The sequence below is a fragment of the Dyadobacter sp. Leaf189 genome (genome assembly GCF_001424405.1).
Lineage (GTDB): Bacteria > Bacteroidota > Bacteroidia > Cytophagales > Spirosomataceae > Dyadobacter.
Genome location: NZ_LMPS01000004.1, coordinates 801,641 through 819,830 on the forward strand (window position 1 = coordinate 801,641; position 18,190 = coordinate 819,830).

The window sequence follows — 18,190 nt, forward strand, 5'->3', positions numbered from 1 at the left end:
GAGGGTATTGCTTTCCGGAAAAGCAGTGTTGCAAGCTTATGGCTGTGTTGTTCTGTCCACGCGAAAGTGTGTGCGGCGCACGGCAGTGTGGACACCACACAGCCATAACTTTTTTCTCCTGCTGAACACCAACTCACCATTTAACCTAACACTCCTATGCGTAAAGCTCTGCTCTTATTGTTATGGGTATGCCTTTGCTCTCCGCTTGCTTTCGCCCAGGTCAGGCAAGTCAGTGGAAAGATTACGGCAGCCGAAGATGGCCTTGGACTTGCCGGGGCTTCTGTCATTTATAAAGGGACCAATGTGGGTACCAATGCAGATGCGGACGGCAAATTCTCTTTTTCAGTGCCTGGCGATGGAATACTCGTGATCTCCTACGTAGGTTTTCTGATCAAGGAGCTGCCGATCGGTAACCAGACCGAATTCGATATCAAACTTGAATCTGACACCAGACAATTATCCGAGGTAGTTGTAACCGCATTCGGTATCGAGCGCGAGAAAAAGGCGCTGGGATATACAGTACAGGAAGTAAAAGGAAGTGCACTCACCGAGTCGCGCTCAACCAACGTAGCCAATGCATTATCCGGTAAAATCGCGGGTGTAAGGATTCAATCAAATGGCGGACCGGGAAGCGGCTCCACCATCCAGATACGCGGCGCCTCTTCCGTTTCAGGAAATAATCAGCCGCTGATCGTTATCGACGGTGTGCCTATGGAACAAACTGCCAACAAAACCTATGGCGGCGGGATTTCGGAAGTAAACCCCGACAACATTAAGGAAATGTCTGTTTTGAAAGGACCTAATGCAGCTGCATTGTACGGATCGCGCGCAGCAAACGGCGTAATTTTGATTACAACGAAAACGGGCCAGGGAACTAAGGGATTGGGTGTTGATATTAACTCCAACATCACATTTGAACGTCCGTGGATCAAGCCTGATTTTCAAAATACATACGGTGGCGGAAATGGCTACCGCACCTGGTACAATGACGGTTGGAGCGGTACTATCTCTGATGCCAACCAAATAGCGCAATACCGTGCCGTGTACGACGCGAGATATCCACTCGCGGGATCAGAAGGTACAGACGAAAGCTGGGGAGCTCCGATGGACGGACGCCTGGTGAGACAGTGGTGGACTGGTGACGATGTTGCACCACTGACTCCTCAGCCTAATAACTGGGATGAATACTGGCAAACAGGCCAGACCATCACCAACAGCATTGCATTGAATGGCGGGAACGACAAAGGCTACTTTCGCCTGGGACTAAGCCGCGTGGATCAGAAAGGGATCATGTACTACAATGATTTCCATCGGAATAACTTCCGTATCAACTCCGGCTACAATCTGACAAAAAACCTGAGCGTAACCCTTTCCGGTGAGTACATTAAGTCGGGCTCTGACAACCGCAGCTACACGGGCGGACAGGAATTTATCTGGTCGCACCGCCACGTTTCGTGGGATCAGCTGCGTGACTATGAAAGCTATACCGACGTTCATAACCAGCGCGCCGGAGACACCGATCCTCCTCACTGGCAGCACACGTTTTTTACAAACCCATATTTCTCCCAGAAAAACCTGCCGTCCGGCAATGAAAAGGACCGTCTGCTCGGCAATATCGCATTGAACTATAAAATCCTTCCTTCGCTGAGCATTCTGGTGCGTACCGGAACAGATTACTGGAATGATACGCGGATCAACGTATCCAACTTCCTGCGCGTCAGGAATGGGGTACGTACGCCAGGCCGCTACTCTGAGGAAGTACTCAGGAGCCAGGAAACCAACTCGGATTTTATGCTCACTTTCAACAAAGACCTGACATCTGACTTTGGGATGAATGTGCAGTTTGGAGGTATCCAGCGTAAAAATTATTACAAAAGAAACTACTTCTATGTTGGCGAACTGGTGGTGGACGGACTTTATAATGCAGGAAACTCTGTGGCCAGCCAGAACAGCATTGAAAGCGAGATCAGGGAATCGGAAACGCAAAGCTTGTTTGGAACTGCCAATTTCTCATGGAAAGACGCATTGTTCCTCGACCTGACTGCCCGTAACGACTGGTCGAGCACATTGCCTTCCAATGCACGCTCCTACTTCTACCCTTCTGCTTCTGTAAGTGCGGTGATTACCGAATTGCTGGATGTAAAAGGAAATGTTTTCTCTTTCGGCAAGATCCGCGCTAGCTATGCACAGGTAGGTAACGACGCCAGTCCTTACCAGCTTGCACAAACGTTCCAGTCGAAAGGTCCTTGGAACGGATCGGTTGCCAAGTTTGCAGAGAACATCGAGATCGCGAATTCCACGCTAAAACCTGAAATCACGACCGGTCTGGAACTGGGTGCAGACCTGCGTTTTTTCAAAGGAAAAATCGGACTTGATGTTACCTATTACGACCAGACCACGAGAGACCAGATCCTGGGCGTAGAGATTTCCAAAGCAAGTGGGTACAATACTCGTATCCTGAATGCAGGTAAAATCACCAACAAAGGAGTAGAAATAAGCATTTCGGGCACACCGGTGAAATTACCGAACGGGCTCAGCTGGGATGTTTCGCTAAACTGGGCCCGCAACCGCAATAAGGTGGTGGAGCTTGCAGAAGGACTTACTACTTATACCCTCACAACCCAGCGCGGTATGTCTTCCGAGGCCCGGGTGGGCCAGCCTTATGGCACCTTCTACGGTGTAGGTTTCCAGAAATACAATGGACAGGTGGTGTACGGTGCAAACGGGCTGCCGATCACTGCTGGCGGCCAGAGACTTGGCAACATCCAGCCTGACTGGATTGGCGGTATGCAGAACACATTGAACTTCAAAGGCTTCTCGCTGAGCGCATTGGTGGATGTACGTATGGGTGGTGATATTTATGACGAAGGTACTGGCACCGCGCGCTGGACTGGTCAGTATGCTGAAACTGCATTGGGCCGCGAAGAAGGTGTGATTGGCAAAGGTGTACGTGAACTAACTGCTGCCGATGGTTCCAAATCGTATGTTCCAAATGACGTGATCGTAACTGCAAATCAGCTTTACGGATACAGCAACCCTCGTAACTACCACGAATCGGCCATTTTCGATGCCAGCTATGTAAAGCTTCGCGAATTGTCTCTGGGCTACACTTTCAGCGCTTCGATCCTGAAAAAAGTAAAAATCCAGTCGGCTAAATTATCGGTGGTAGGACGTAACGTGTGGATGATATTCAAGAATACGCCGCACATCGATCCGGAAATTGACGCAAAAGGTGCCAACGGACAAGGTTTTGGTTACGGTGAATTGCCAAGCTCACGCAGCATAGGCGCCAACCTTTCACTCTCGTTTTGATCCAGCAAGCTATTCAGGGACATTAAAGATTTTTGAAATGAAAAACATACTGACTCATAGAAATATCTGGATGACAGCCCTCGCGGGGATTCTTACGGCGACCAGCTGCACCAAGGATTTTGACGAAATGAATACCAGTCCCAACAGCCCCACGGCGATTGGGCCACAATACCTGCTTCCCCAAGGCATTGAAACTTCCATTGACCGCTACTGGGGACACAGAGAACGGTTTGAACGGATCAACATTGATGCTGCCGAGCTGTATGTGCAACATTTGACCCGTAACATTTACAGTAACGAAGGCGACGATTACACGGTTTCTCCTGCCCTGCTCTCCAATAACTGGAAAGGCTTCTTCAACGATGGTTTGCTGAATTTCCAGCGCATTATCACACAAACCAACGCAGAATCAGCTACTCCGAACAGCAACTACGAAGGTGTAGCGCTGGTGATGCGCAGCTGGGTTTTTTCATTGCTCACGGATATGTACGGTGCAATCCCTTACAGCGACGCGATCAAAGGAACAGCAACTGAGCCGATTTATACACCGAAGTATGATTCAATGGAAGCTGTATATGCAGGTTTGCTGAACGACCTGAAAATGGCGAACGAAAAGCTGGTAGTAGGCGGGCCGGCCATTGCAGGTGATATCCTGTACGGTGGCGACATTCTGAAATGGAAGAAGTTTGCCAACTCGCTCAGGCTGCGTCTGGCCAATCGCCAGGCAGTTAAGAAACCGGCCGAATCAAAGGCGATTATGGCTGAAATCCTGGCAGATGCGACCAAGTATCCCCTGTTTATGAGCAATGCAGACAATGCTTCGCTGAAATGCACCACGGTACTTCCAAGCAACAATGAATGGAACCAGATCCTGATTCAGGGCGGTCGTACCGACTGGAACATCAGCAAAACGCTGGCCGATAAGATGAACGAGCTGGGCGACACGCGCATTACCGTTTACGCCAACCCGAATAAAGATGGCATTTACCAGGGCCACCCAAATGGGTTACCGGATGCGATCGCGACTAACTACCTGTCTACGAGTGCAACCATCGGCAAGGCTTTCACTGACGCAGCTGCGCCTGAGGTGATTATGACGCTGGCAGAATTGAAGTTTATCCTTGCAGAAGCGGCGGTTGACGGTGATATCACAGCCAATGCGCAGACGCTTTACGAAGAAGGGATCACAGCTTCATTTGCACAATACGGACTTACTCCTCCTGCCGGCTATTTTGCCAAAGCAGGTGCGGCCAGCAAAGAAAAGATACTTGAACAAAAATGGATTTCATTGTTCGGGCAGGGCGTAGAGGCCTGGATTGAATGGCGGAGAACGGGCTTGCCGGTATTCCCTGCGCCAGACCCGAGAGCGGTATTAAACAATAACGGTGTTCTGCCAACCCGCTTCAACTATCCTGCTTCCGAATACTCTCTGAACCAGAAGTCGGTATCCGATGGTGTAAATCTAAATGGAGGCGCCGATGATATGAAAACAAAACTTTGGTGGGCCGAGAAATAGACAGCCGATTTTATCCATTCAAGACATCAGAAATCATGAACAATATCAAGACTTTTCTCCCCGGACTTTGTCTGCTTGTTACTGCCGCATTAGGACTTACCTCTTGTAAGGAAGAAGACCCCTTCCTCGACAGGAATGTAGCGCCGGTGCTGGTGGATATAGTAGGTGCACCGTTTGGAGCGCCGCTTGCAAGTACTCCCTCGGTAGCTTACGACAGTTCCATGCAGGAACTGGTACTGACTTCCCGCCTCCTCGAACTTGACAAAACGAACATCCTGGACCACACCAAAGGGATTGATTCCATTCCGGTGCCGAACATTGCGATGAAGGTTTCTTTCGACCTTACTAAAACTGTCAAACCGGGCAAAGTCGATTACAAGGGTGTCACCTACAACTTTACCGCCGAAACATTTAAGGCGGCCGGCGTTTTGGGCGAGGTTACATCTGACGCAAATGGAGTGGTTACATTAAAGACCACCTACAAAGCTTTGGGACTTACCGGGAACAGGATCCAGCGGAAAGATGACATTATCAAGCTAAGCTGGACAGGTACCCATAAGGGGATCGCATTCACCAGAACCTCACAAATGGCTGTAACAAAGAATTAACTGCAATATTCGAATTATACGAAGGTTTGATCTGCATTATTTAGTTATCGCAATCACATTCACTTGAATTTTTATTAAATTACAATATACTTATCGTCACGAATCTTACTAAACTGTTGAACAATGAACCACAAAATGGACCGTCGGAATCTACTTAAATCCGGTTTAATGGCAATCGGAGGTATGACCCTGGCTCCGCATCTGAGCATGGGAGCTTTTGCTAACTCACCATTGTCTTTGGATCCGGAAAACCGCATTTACCGAAGCCCAATGGTAAGAGAACATTTTTTACCAGCTGATTTCAAAGCACCGAAGATCGTAGCAAAACTGAATGCAAACGAAAACCCTTACGGGCCGCCGATGTCAGCACAAAAGGCTGTTGCGGATTCTGTGAAAAACGGTAACCGTTATGCATGGAAAGAAATGTACGACCTGGTAGATAAAATTGCCAAGAAAGAAGGCGTATCTGCGGACCACATTATGATGGGACCGGGCTCGTCGGACCTTTTGGAAAAAGTGGCGCTGGTTACATTCATGAATGGAAAAGGAAACATCGTTTCGGCTGACCCCTGCTATATGTCGCTTGTACAGGTGGCTAAGTCAGTAGGCGCAACCTGGAAGCCGGTTCCTTGTACAGCAGACTGGTCACACGACCTGAAAGCAATGGAAGCAGCAATCGACAGCGAAACCAAGCTGGTGTACGTTTGCAACCCAAACAACCCCACCGGCGCGATCACGAAAGGTCAGGACCTGCTTGATTTCTGTTCACGCGTATCCGAAAAAGTACCTGTATTTGTAGACGAAGCTTACATTGAGCTGGCAGTAGGTGCAGACACGCAAAGCATGGTATCCCTGCTTACTCAAAAGAAAAATGTGATCGTGGCCCGTACTTTCTCCAAAATTATGGGAATGGCAGGTATTCGCGTGGGTTATATGGTGGCACTTCCGTCTTATCTGGAAAGCATCAACAAGATCACCCGCGGCGGAATGGGAATTTCGTACACTTCGATCTTCGCTGCTTCTGCCAGTCTCGACGACAAGGATTTCCAGGGCAATACGCGCAAGCTCAACCACGAAGCAAAACTGTACCTCTACGAAAACCTGGATAAAATGGGATACAAATACATTCCTTCCTACACCAACTTCGTATTGTTCCCGGTTACGATCCCCGGAAAAGAGCTGTTAACGAAACTGAATGCAAAAGGCGTCGCAGTCCGCGCATTCGATATCCAGAACAAACCATGGTGCCGCGTGAGTCTCGGTACAATGGATGAAATGAAAGCGTTTGTAGGGGCGCTGAACCAGTTGAGCTAAACTTCGACCGCCCAGCGGCCTGGTCCGCTCAGTTTGACAAGGCGGTAGGCGCTCGAAGGTACGTGTCTTCGACTGCCCGGCGGTCGAAGTGCATACAACCCGCCCTTGTCACACTGAGCGCAGTCGAAGTGCTTTTGCGAAGTGCATTCTTCGTAGCACCTTCGACTGCGCTCAGGCTGACAATCAACAGTCGACAATTTTGTCACGCTGAGCGCAGTCGAAGCGTCACACTGAGCGGACCGGGCGGTCAAAGCACACTCCCATTATCACGTACCCGGAAGTAACTACCCTCTTTAATCTCGTTATCACCGACTTTACCATTCAAATTCTTCTTGATTATGAGTGATGCATTGCAAAAAACCATAACACTCTTATTGCTGATTGCACTTGGCCTGCTCCTGAAAAGTAAGTTCAAAAACAAGGACCAGACCAATGGGATCAAAGAAATTATCCTTTCGGTTGCATTGCCATCCACCATCTTCATCTCGCTGATGAAGATCGACATAGACTCCTCCATGATCATCATTCCGCTGGTGACATTGGTTTTCAATTTCCTGATGTTCTTCTCCGCGCCGCTGGCTTTTGCGCTTTTTGGTGTGGAGAAAAATAGTCCGACCGGGCGGACATTAATGATGCTGATCCCATCGCTTGCGCCGGGCCTCTCCTGCTTTCCGTTTATTGCGGAGTTTTTAGGTGAAAAAAGTTTGGCAATCGCCGCACTGGCAGATGTGGGAAACAAATTTTTCGTACTGATATCACTCTATATTCTTGCGATGAATATGTTTCTGAAAAACAGCGACGACAAGGAAACGAAAGTGGGCGGAAAGCTCAAAAGCCTGTTTGCGAGTATGTTCCAGGAACCGATCAATCTGCTTATTTTTTTGGCAATCATTCTGCTTAGTCTGGGCATCAACTACAATACCCTTCCTTCCCTGGTTACCGATCTTTTTGACAAAACCAGTGCGATGATGACACCGCTGGTGCTGCTGTTTATCGGATTGGCGGTTCAGTTAAAAGAAGGCAAAAAGCGGATCGTAGCAAGCATTTTGTTCTTTCGCGCGGGCATTACCATGCTGATCAGCGCAGGGATGATTTATGTGCTCAATATAAATGATTATGCGATGATATTGCTCGCTATCGTGATCCCATTGAGCGCGGCAAGCTTTTGGCCGCTGGCGCATATTTCTGCATTCAACCTGAAAGAAGATGCCAAGGGTTTACCCAAAGAAAAACGCACATTTGATCTTGAACTCGCAGTACTGCTGCTCGCATTCTCACTGCCTTTTTCCACAATCCTGATCCTCGCAATCCTTTCCTCGGGCACATTCTTTACCCATAACACCACGCTTATTTCTGCCGGATTGATCCTGATCGGACTGGGCGCAATACCCAACGCAGTGAGTAAGGTTTTTGTTAAAGTGTCAAAAGCATGAAACGGATACTTAGCATTTCAATCCTGCTGTTTGCCTCGGCCCATCTTTTTGCCCAAACAACCAACGAGCGCATTCAATCGGAAGCAACTATTAAGGTTGCCAAGAAAAAGAAGCGGTACCAGTACTTTTCAGGCAGCGCGCCGGTCACGATGGCCGATGGAAGTGTAAAGCCGATCGCTGATGTGAAAATCGGCGAACACGTTAAAACCTGCAAAGACGGCAAAAGCACAACCACCCAGGTAAAGCAGATTAACGTATTTACAGAACCTTACTCGGCACTTACCGCGATTTATCTTCGCCCTGCCGAAGAACTCGGTTACATTGACCAGAAGATCGTACCTGCCCTCCTGCTTGAAGCCACGCCAGATCACCGCGTTCAGACCAAAAATGGTAAGAAAAGAATGCGCAAACTGTCGAAAAACGACATTCTTTATCATTATGAACCTGCTACCGACCTTGTTTCATCCTGGAAAGTGGGCGCCGTAAAAGAGAATGCGCGTAAAGTAAACAAGGCCTATCACCTGGAAACTGTCGACGGGACTTACCTGGTAGAGAATGTGATGGTAGCGAACAATTAGGAGCTGTTAGCCTCCCTCACTTCTTGTCATAACCCCAAACCTTTCCGACATTTGCGGTTCAATCAAATTCAATCGCATTACCGTGTCAGCGTTTCATACTTCGTCAACCCCGAAAGAATCAGGTTTCATTTTCCCTGCAGAGTGGCACCCGCACCGCGCTACCTGGCTCACATTCCCGCATAATGAAGCTTCGTGGCAAGGCGACAAGCTGGCGCAAATGCGTCCGCAATATCTTGCTTTTATAAAGGCGATCAGTGCAGGTGAAAATGTAGGGATTATTGCAAATGATGAAAATCTGAAAGCATTCATCACTGCCGAGCTCGAACGTACCGGTGTTGATTTGAACAAAATTGAATTTATTGTTAAACCTACCAATGATGCCTGGTGCCGCGATCACGGTCCTTCTTTCGTCATCAACCCGGAAACGAAGCAGAAAATGATCGTAGACTGGGGCCACAATGCGTGGGGAGGCAAGTATCCGCCTTACGACGACGATAACAGAACCCCGGCCGCAGTTGCACAGTACCTGAACTTACCGCTTGTAAATCCCGGCATTATCATGGAAGGGGGCGCGGTGGAGTTTAATGGCGCAGGAAGTGTGTTGACAAGCCGCTCGTGCCTTTTAAATACCAACCGGAACCCGCATTTAAGCCAGGCACAGATCGAACAGAAGCTTTGCGATTACTACGGTGTAGAACAGGTTCTTTGGGTAGAAGGCGGCATTGTAGGTGACGATACCGACGGCCACATTGACGATACAACGCGCTTTATCAATGAAGATACCGTGGTGGCATGTGTAGAGCCTAATCGCAGCGACGAGAATTTTGAAATTCTGCAAACGAACCTGGGTATGCTCAAAAACATGCGCCTGGTAAATGGAAAACAACTGAATATCATCGAGCTCCCCATGCCGAAAGCCGTAGTAATAGACGGGTTCCGCACGCCAGGTTCTTATGCCAATTTCCTGATCTGCAATGCAGGTGTGATCGTTCCTGTTTTCAATAATCCAAATGATGATGTAGCAATTGATATGCTGGAAAAAGCATTCGCCGGCCGGAAAATTATTCCCCTGCTCGCGACAGAGATCATCTGGGGACAAGGAAGCTTCCATTGCCTAAGCCAGCAGGAGCCGATGGTTTGAAGTTGTTGTTGGCAGGTTCTACCTTGCCTTGTGGCGGCATTTATCTCCTTTTACCCCAAACCCCTTATAGGGGCTTACTTTGCTGCATGACAGAAAAAGTCCCCTCTCAGGGGATTTAGGGGTAATCACTCCCCCAGCGCTTCCCAATCCTCGCCCTCGTGCAGGAATACATTGTAATCCACAAAACCCCTGATCCCGTCGGCCCAGCCTTTTTCGCTGTGTTGCCAGAACAGCACCTGCGCGTCGCGTGAGAGGTCGCCGATGTCGGTGCGTGAATAGCCTGCCAGCCACAGCGGATAATCGTCAAAGTTGCCAGCAATATATTTTTTGTAAAAATGCTCGTTGACGTAAATGATCGGACGCACGCCATAATGCGCTTCAATTTGTGTCAACCAGTTTTGTACGCCTTTTATGATGATATCGTCCGGGCGGCCTGCATGCGTTTCCAGGTCGAGCACAGGAGGTAAGTCGCCGGGTTCCATCAGCACCTGCCCGATAAAGTTTTGTACCTGCCGGTCGGACATAACACGGGGATTGTAAAAATGGTAAGCCCCGCGCTTCATTCCCACGCGCCTTGCTTCTGTCCAGTTGCGTTTAAATTGTCGGTCGAGATGCGTCGCGCCTTCTGTGGCTTTGATATACACAAAATCAATCCCCACTTCGCCCGATCGGGTAGCTTTGAGCTTGTCCCAGTTGATCCTGGCATTATGATGCGATACATCGATGCCATGAATTGCGTAACGCATCGGTAAGCGTATACCAAACTTGCTGACAAACTCCCATTGGTTTTCATCCTTGCTATCGCGCCACCAAATGATCCCGATGATCAGTAAAGCCACTCCGGCAATGATCGCCCAACCTTTCGGCGGAAGTGGTTTGAGGTAATTTGTTTTACTGACCGCAGTCTTAACTTTCCTTTTTGCCATACCGTGTAAAAATACGAAAGTTCAGTATTACCCGCTTCCGACCATTCATTTTCGCCAGTAACCATTCATGTACTTTGCAATACATAGTACCTGTTGTCACCTATCTTTGTTATGTCCATCAGGGACAACAAGAGAAGAACCTTTAAACATCTGTTAGCCATGAAAAACTTACTTAAAACAATCGCCTTCGCAGTAGCTTTCACTGTAGTATTCGTTTCAAATACTTTTGCCGACGACAAAGAAACCAAGAAAGCAACTTTTGGTACCGGCATTTTTGCTTCAAAATCCGGAAAGATCCATATCAACCTGGATAAATACACAGATCATAATGCGGTGATTCTTGTGACTGATCAAAAAGGTACTGTGATTTACAGAGAGGTAGTCGGCAAAAACGTTTCGAAATTCAGAAAAGCCCTGAATGTTGAAGATTTGCCAAATGGAGAATATACCATTGATGTATGCGGAAAAGATGGAAAAGTGACCCGCCACTTCCAATTGTCGGAACAACCAGCCGAACGTGCACTTGCCATTAAATAAGGTGGGTAGCAAAAAGCAGAAGCCCGGTACAATCTAGGTTGTGCCGGGCTTCTGCTTTTATCAATTATCGAAACCTAGGTTACCACGTTCACGATACGCTTCGGCACCACGATCACTTTCTTGGCTGGTTTTCCTTCCATCCATTTCTGCACCGTTTCATTCGCCAATACTTCCTGCTCCACCTCCGCGCTTGGCGTGTCGAGCGGGAATGGGAGTGATATCCTCACTTTCCCATTGATTTGTACCGGGTATTCAAATACGGCGTCTGTCACGTGCTGCTGCTCCCATTTCGGGAAAGCTCCCTTTGAAACACCTCCGGCCTCGTTGCCCAATGCAGCCCAAAGCTCCTCGGCAATGTGCGGGGCATAGGGGGAAATCAGCACAATCAGCTCCTGCAAAACGGCTTTACTCTGACATTTCAGACTGCTTAGTTCATTTACGCAAACCATAAATGCACTTACGCCGGTGTTGAATGAGAAGTTTTCAATATCCTCTTCAATCTTCTTGATCGTTTTGTGAAGGATCTTCAACTCTTCCGGTTTCGCCGGAATATCTTTCACAAGGAACTGTCCATTGTCATTGTAAAACAGCCTCCACAACTTCCTGATAAATCGGTAAGTACCGTCAATTCCATTCGTATTCCAAGGTTTGGCCTGGTCAAGCGGCCCGAGGAACATTTCGTAAAGCCGCAAAGTATCCGCTCCGTATTTATCTACAATATCATCGGGGTTAACGACATTGAATTTGGATTTGGACATTTTCTCCACTTCCACGCCGCACACATATTTGCCGTCTTCCAGGATGAAAACAGCATTTTCAGCGCCGATATCTGCCCGCGTCGCTTTGAACCTTTCAATATCCAGCACGTCACTCTGCACGATATTTACATCCACATGCAAAGCAGATACTTCATATTGGTCCTTCAAGCCCGCGCTGACAAAAGTCGGGTTCTTATAATCATCACTTTTTACCCGGTACACAAAATTGCTGCGTCCCTGGATCATTCCCTGGTTGATCAGCTTCTTAAATGGCTCTTCCTGGGGCACATAACCTTTGTCTTTCAGGAATTTATTCCAAAAGCGGCTATACAATAAGTGGCCGGTCGCGTGCTCGGTTCCGCCCACGTACAAATCCACATTCTGCCAGTAATCGATCGCCTCCCTGGAAGCAAATGCAGATTCGTTCTTAGGGTCCATATACCGGTACCAATACCAGCTGCTACCCGCCCAGCCCGGCATTGTGCTCAGCTCATACGCATTACCCGATCCGTGCATCCAGTCCTGCGCGCGACCGAGCGGCGGCTCGCCCGACTCGGTAGGCAGGTATTTATCTACATCCGGCAAATTCAATGGAAGCTCACTCTCGTCCATCAGGTAAGGTAATGGCGTTCCGTCACTGCTGTTTTTGTAAAAAACGGGCACGGGTTCCCCCCAGTAGCGCTGGCGGCTGAAAACCGCATCGCGCAATCTGTAATTGATCTTTCCTTTACCTAAGCCTTTTTCTTCCAGCCACTGGATCAACACTTTATTTGCTTCATGGAATGTAAGCCCGTTGATGATCCCAGAGTTGATATATCTACCTTCTTTGGTATTGTCCGCCTGTGTTTCAATGTCTTTCTGAGCGTCCAGGATTGGCACAATGGGCAGATCAAAATGCTTTGCAAAGTTCCAGTCACGCTGGTCACCGGAAGGTACCGCCATTACTGCGCCGGTTCCGTAACCTGCCAAAACATAATCAGCAATGTAAACAGGCACCTTTTCGCCGCTGAACGGATTGATCACGTAAGCACCGGTAAATGCACCAGAGACCGTTTTCACATCCGACATTCTGTCCCGCTCCGACTTCTTCTGCGTCATCGCAATGTAAGCATCGATATCAGCCCGCTGCTCCGGAGTCGTAATCTGGTCCACCAGCTCATGCTCCGGCGCAATCACCATAAAAGTAACCCCGTAAATAGTGTCGACTCTTGTGGTGAAGACTTCTATGAAGGAGGAAGGGGAGGAAAGGGAAGAAGGGGACGAAGGATTTGTCCCTACTCCATCTTCCCTTTCCTCCATCCTCCCTTTATTCCCTTTATCAAACAGTTCAAACCTGACCAACGCACCTACCGACCTTCCGATCCAGTTGCGTTGCTGCTCTTTCAGTGAATCTGTCCATTCTACGGTATCCAGACCGTCGAGCAAGCGCTGCGAGTATGCAGTAATGCGCATCATCCATTGGCGCATTGATTTCTGTACTACCGGGAATCCGCCTCTTTCGGAAACCCCGTCTTTTACTTCATCATTCGACAATACAGAACCTAATCCCGCACACCAGTTAACGGTAGCGTCGGCCACGTAGGTCAGTCTGTATTTCAATGTCATTTTATATTGCTCCTCTTCCGACCAAGCATTCCATTCTGCTGCGGTAAATGAAGGGGTATCTTCGTCACAAGGTGCATTGACGCTGCTGTTACCTGACTGGCTAAACTGCTCCGTCAAAGTATCGATCGATTCGGCTTGATCCGTATCGTTGTTGTACCAGCTGTTAAAAAGTTCGCGGAAGATCCATTGTGTCCATTTATAATAGGACGGATCAGAAGTACGCACTTCGCGGCTCCAGTCGTAGCTTAGTCCCAGGTTTCTCAGCTGCTCAATGTACCGGGCAATGTTTTGTTCGGTAGTAATTGCAGGATGCTGGCCCGTCTGGATCGCATATTGTTCCGCGGGCAAGCCGAAGCTGTCAAATCCCATCGGATGCAGCACGTTAAAGCCTTTCAGCCGCTTGTAGCGCGAGTAGATATCAGAAGCGATATACCCCAGCGGGTGTCCCACGTGCAGACCAGCTCCCGATGGATACGGAAACATATCCAGCACATAAAACTTGGGCTGCTCTGCGTTATTTGAAACCTTGTAGGTTTCATTGGCCTGCCAGTATTGCTGCCACTTCTGTTCTATTTCCCTATGGCTATATTCACTCATAATGATTGATTTAAATGCATTCCGGGGCTTCGATACATTCAGCGCAGGGAATGTTTTCCTTAAAGGAAGGTGACTTATGTTAACTGATTTCTGATCAAACCGCAAAAATAGGCTTTTTGCTTGTATTCACTTTGCTAAATCCTGCATTAACCTGCTAAAAAGAGCCGCCTCAGCTGGCGTCTGGGGAATCTGCTGCCCAATAAAAGCGAAGATCCATGCTTGAAAACCCGGCACAGGTTTTTACAGAAAAACAGTGTTCATCATTAAAAACCAAAAACTACAAATACAATGAAAAACATGTTTATTGTGCTGTGTGCACTCTGCATAAGCTATTCCGCATCGGCTCAATACGACCCGGCTTTCCGGTTCGGGATTAAGGCAGGAGCTAATCTGTCGAATATCAATGGAAGCAATGATTTGTCACTGAATTCAGGTGGAAACGCATTTAATTTTAAAGATAATGACAACCGCTCTCTCGGCTTTGTAGGTGGTGTATTTTTCCGGTTTGGTAAAAATGTATATATCCAGCCGGAATTCCTTTTGTCTCAAAAAGGTGGAAGATTTAATGTATACGAAGACGGTGTTCAGAATTCTGACGGAAAAGTAGATGTACGTTTTTCTAACCTGGATGTACCGGTTCTTTTCGGTGTGCGTATTGCCCGTTTTTTCAGGATCAATGTGGGTCCGATGGCTTCATTAAGATTGAACAGCAACGGAAAGCTGGGTGATTCTTTTGACGATGTTACCGGCAGCAACTCAGAAGCGGAATTCAAAAACCGCCTTGCTTACGGTTACCAGGCTGGTGTAGGCTTTGACTTCGGTCGCCTGAGCCTTGATGTTCGTTACGAAGGAAACTTCACCGAAGTAGTGAACGTCAATTTCAACAACAGCACTACTGCGTCGCAGTTTGGCAAAAAAGGGAATTTGTTCCAGGCTACACTGGGCTTCTCTATCTTGTAAAAAACGCAAAATCCAAGTCACTCAAAACGGGATCTGTCAACGATGGATCCCGTTTTTATTTATACAAAATGCGATGTGAATGCAATGCGAAGTCCGGGATTTCTACTTTTGTATTTCTTTAATTAAATTGCCTGAACGCGAAACCCTTTTTGATTCGGGCCTTTTCTATCCAAAATAGTGGCGATAAACACAGATAATGTCAGGTTGGTTTTTGGATTGAAGCTGAAACAGCTGCGGCTCGATAAAGGCATGTCGCTCAGTGAGCTATCATCAAAATCGGGACTTTCCATTTCTTACATCAATGAGATTGAGAAAGGAAAAAAATATCCGAAGTCGGATAAGATCCTGGCACTTGCACGCGCTATTGATGTAGACTACGATACGCTGGTCTCCCTCAAACTGAGCAAAAGGCTGGAACCGATCTCCGACCTGCTCAGCTCCAACATACTGACCGAGCTCCCGCTCGAACTTTTCGGGATTGACCCGGCGAATCTGCTTGAAATCCTCTCCGACGCGCCCATGAAGATCAGTGCCTTCGTAGGTACGCTGATCGAAATCGCGCGTAATTATAATATGTCGATCGAGAAATTCTATTTCTCTGCATTGCGGACCTATCAGGAAATGCACGACAATTATTTTGAAGATATCGAGACGGAAGCAGAGCGTTTCCTGGAAGCTTATAACGTGGCGCCTGAAAAACTACTAAGTGAAAAAGACCTCGCCGACATACTGATCACCCGCTTCAATTACACCATTGAAACGATCAACGAACGCGTTAATCCTGAATTTTCTACTGTTCGCTCGCTGACAATCACGAACCCACTCGGTAACCGTTTGCTGATGAATGTGCATTTATCTTCCGTCCAGCGCGCGTTTATTTACGGTCGTGAAATCGGGTACCTCACACTCGGACTAAAAAACAGGCTGCACACCACTGCATTGGTCGAAGCGGAATCTTTCGAACAGCTGCTGAACAACTTCAAAGCCTCCTATTTTGCCAGCGCGATTATTATCAAGCGGAGTTTGCTTGTACCCGCGATTACCCGCTTTTTTGAGCAAAAAACCTGGCAGCCCGAACAGTTGATCCAGCTGATACAGGATTTCAACACCACTCCCGAATCATTTTGCTACCGGCTGAGCAATGTACTGCCGAGATACTTTGGCATTAACCAGATCTTCTTTTCGCGTTTCAATAATTTCGTGGGTCAGAACGTGTTCGATATGACGAAGGAAATGCATATTTCCAGAAAACACTATCCGCACACAGTTCGCGACGAGCATTACTGCCGGCGGTGGGTTGCATTGACGATCCTGAATGATCTGGCTGATAACATCAGGAGTAAGGAACCGCCCCGGGTACTCTGCAAGGCGCAGAAATCCACCTATGTCGATACGCAGGACGAGTACCTGGTGATCAGCTTCGCGCAGCCCATGTCGCCCACGCCGAACCTGAATGTAAGTGTTTCAATGGGCATTTACCTCGACGCGCAAACACGCGAAAAGCTGGCCTTCCTCGACGACCCGAACCTACCTTCACGGGAAGTAAATCAAACGTGCGAAAGATGCTCGCTCTTCGATTGCCGCGAGCGTATCGCTGCCCCGATCATTCTGCAGAAAAAGCATAAAAACGAAGCATTGCGGAAAGCTTTGAAAAAGATAATACCTTAAAGCTTGTACTTGCAGCTTCACATAGGGGATTTTACCATTTGAAATGTCTGATTAAGAGGAAACTTGTAATCAGATTAAAAATTTCTTAAAAAACGGGAAGGCAAAATCTACAAGTCACTGGTAAACTATATTTGTAATCATTTGGACACAATGCTATGCCGGGCACTTATGACTTTGAGGATTTTCTGTTAAAGGTCTCCACTCCGTTCTATCTGCTTTTAATTGGCTTAGAGATTTTTCTCACATACCGGCATTCCCGGCACGACCAACCTTCCCGGCCTGCTTACACTTTTAAAGATAGCCTCACAAATGCAATCCTGATGCTCCTCAACGGCGGCATTGACCTGCTTTTCAGGGCGGTATATGTGGGTGTATTGATGTGGTTTTTCAACCGCGCATTGTTTCCGGGCATTGAAAATCCCTATCTGTACTGGATTTCGCTTTTCCTTCTTGAAGACCTCGCTTTTTACACTTTACATTACGTAGATCACCATTGCAGGCTTTTTTGGGCGGTACATGTAACCCACCATTCTTCCGAGCATTTCAACCTGACTACCGGTTTCAGGTCTTCGGTTTTCCAGCCGCTCTATCGCTTTATCTATTTTGTGCCGCTCGCCATTTTCGGCTTTGATCCGGCAGATATCATCGTGATGTATTCACTGACGCAGATTTACGGGATCATTGTTCATACAGAGTACGTAAAAAAGCTGGGCTGGCTGGAATATATCCTCGTAACGCCTTCTCACCACCGCGTGCACCACGCTAGCAACATTCAGTATCTGGATAAAAACATGGGCATGTGCCTGATCATCTGGGATCACATTTTCGGTACATTTCAGGAGGAAATACCCGAAGTGCCGCCAAGGTACGGGTTGACCAAACCTGCCGCAAAAGAGAACATTACTGAAACCCTCTTTCACGAATGGAAAGAAATAGGGAATGATTTAATGCTGCCCGTCGGACTGCCGGTAAAATTGAAGTACCTGCTAAAATCCCCCGGCTGGTCGCACAATGGGTCGCGGGAGACGAGTAAAGAGTTGCAAAGGAAAGTACGGGATCTGGAACCAGGCAAAACTATTTAAATGTGGTGGCATTGCTTGTGCGACCGGCAATTCACTACTCAGAGCCAGAGATTTTCCACTCGTGGCGACTCCCCACCTACCTTTAAATAACTACATCAAAGTACAGAATAGGTGCGTTGATTTTCTGCGGGAAATAAACGCTTACTTGCAGGTTC

Annotated in this window: 13 protein-coding genes; 11 read left to right on the forward strand and 2 right to left on the reverse strand. The window is 47.8% G+C overall.

The genetic code is table 11. The features are described 5' to 3' along the window. The first annotated feature begins 156 nt into the window (after positions 1-156). The 7 genes from ASG33_RS12690 (at position 157) to ASG33_RS12720 (ending at position 9,902) form a co-directional block, all read left to right on the forward strand. Positions 157-3,312: a SusC/RagA family TonB-linked outer membrane protein gene (locus tag ASG33_RS12690; RefSeq protein ID WP_056285341.1), complete on the forward strand. Its 3,156-nt coding sequence runs from the start codon at positions 157-159 to the stop codon at positions 3,310-3,312. A 37-nt stretch (positions 3,313-3,349) separates the two neighbouring features. Then, entirely contained in the window at positions 3,350-4,828 is a 1,479-nt protein-coding gene (locus tag ASG33_RS12695; protein ID WP_056285344.1) for a SusD/RagB family nutrient-binding outer membrane lipoprotein, read from the forward strand. A 35-nt stretch (positions 4,829-4,863) separates the two neighbouring features. Continuing rightward, on the forward strand, positions 4,864-5,436 hold the full coding sequence (locus tag ASG33_RS12700) for a hypothetical protein (RefSeq protein ID WP_056285346.1): 573 nt from the start codon (positions 4,864-4,866) through the stop codon (positions 5,434-5,436). Between the two features lie 123 nt (positions 5,437-5,559). After that, the gene (locus tag ASG33_RS12705; RefSeq protein ID WP_056285349.1) at positions 5,560-6,750 is read left to right on the forward strand and encodes a histidinol-phosphate transaminase; all 1,191 of its coding nucleotides are present in this window, start codon (positions 5,560-5,562) and stop codon (positions 6,748-6,750) included. 338 nt (positions 6,751-7,088) lie between these two features. Continuing rightward, positions 7,089-8,183: a hypothetical protein gene (locus tag ASG33_RS12710; RefSeq protein WP_056285352.1), complete on the forward strand. Its 1,095-nt coding sequence runs from the start codon at positions 7,089-7,091 to the stop codon at positions 8,181-8,183. Further along, a complete protein-coding gene (locus tag ASG33_RS12715; RefSeq protein WP_056285354.1) occupies positions 8,180-8,761 on the forward strand; it encodes a Hint domain-containing protein in 582 nt (193 codons plus the stop codon). The genes ASG33_RS12710 and ASG33_RS12715 overlap by 4 nt, the downstream gene beginning before the upstream one ends. A gap of 82 nt (positions 8,762-8,843) precedes the next feature. Beyond that, entirely contained in the window at positions 8,844-9,902 is a 1,059-nt protein-coding gene (locus ASG33_RS12720) for an agmatine/peptidylarginine deiminase (RefSeq protein WP_056285356.1), read from the forward strand. A gap of 125 nt (positions 9,903-10,027) precedes the next feature. Here ASG33_RS12720 and ASG33_RS12725 read toward each other — a convergent pair whose 3' ends face one another. Continuing rightward, positions 10,028-10,828, reverse strand: coding sequence for a glycoside hydrolase family 25 protein (locus ASG33_RS12725; RefSeq protein WP_082489201.1), 801 nt, complete (start codon positions 10,826-10,828; stop codon positions 10,028-10,030). A gap of 159 nt (positions 10,829-10,987) precedes the next feature. Here ASG33_RS12725 and ASG33_RS12730 point away from each other — a divergent pair, with 159 nt between their 5' ends. After that, complete coding sequence (locus ASG33_RS12730; protein ID WP_056286498.1) at positions 10,988-11,365, forward strand: DUF3244 domain-containing protein; 378 nt, start codon at positions 10,988-10,990, stop codon at positions 11,363-11,365. Between the two features lie 74 nt (positions 11,366-11,439). On the opposite strand, the gene leuS is transcribed toward ASG33_RS12730, so the two are convergent. Continuing rightward, positions 11,440-14,325: a leucine--tRNA ligase gene (gene leuS / locus ASG33_RS12735; RefSeq protein WP_056286501.1), complete on the reverse strand. Its 2,886-nt coding sequence runs from the start codon at positions 14,323-14,325 to the stop codon at positions 11,440-11,442. A gap of 288 nt (positions 14,326-14,613) precedes the next feature. Between leuS and ASG33_RS12740 the strand changes: the two genes are divergently transcribed. The 3 genes from ASG33_RS12740 to ASG33_RS12750 all read left to right on the forward strand — a co-directional run bounded on the left by ASG33_RS12740 (position 14,614) and on the right by ASG33_RS12750 (position 18,035). Next, entirely contained in the window at positions 14,614-15,285 is a 672-nt protein-coding gene (locus tag ASG33_RS12740; protein ID WP_056285361.1) for a porin family protein, read from the forward strand. A 177-nt stretch (positions 15,286-15,462) separates the two neighbouring features. After that, positions 15,463-16,953: a helix-turn-helix domain-containing protein gene (locus ASG33_RS12745; protein WP_056285364.1), complete on the forward strand. Its 1,491-nt coding sequence runs from the start codon at positions 15,463-15,465 to the stop codon at positions 16,951-16,953. 155 nt (positions 16,954-17,108) lie between these two features. Beyond that, the gene (locus ASG33_RS12750; RefSeq protein WP_056285366.1) at positions 17,109-18,035 is read left to right on the forward strand and encodes a sterol desaturase family protein; all 927 of its coding nucleotides are present in this window, start codon (positions 17,109-17,111) and stop codon (positions 18,033-18,035) included. Positions 18,036-18,190 lie beyond the last annotated feature (155 nt).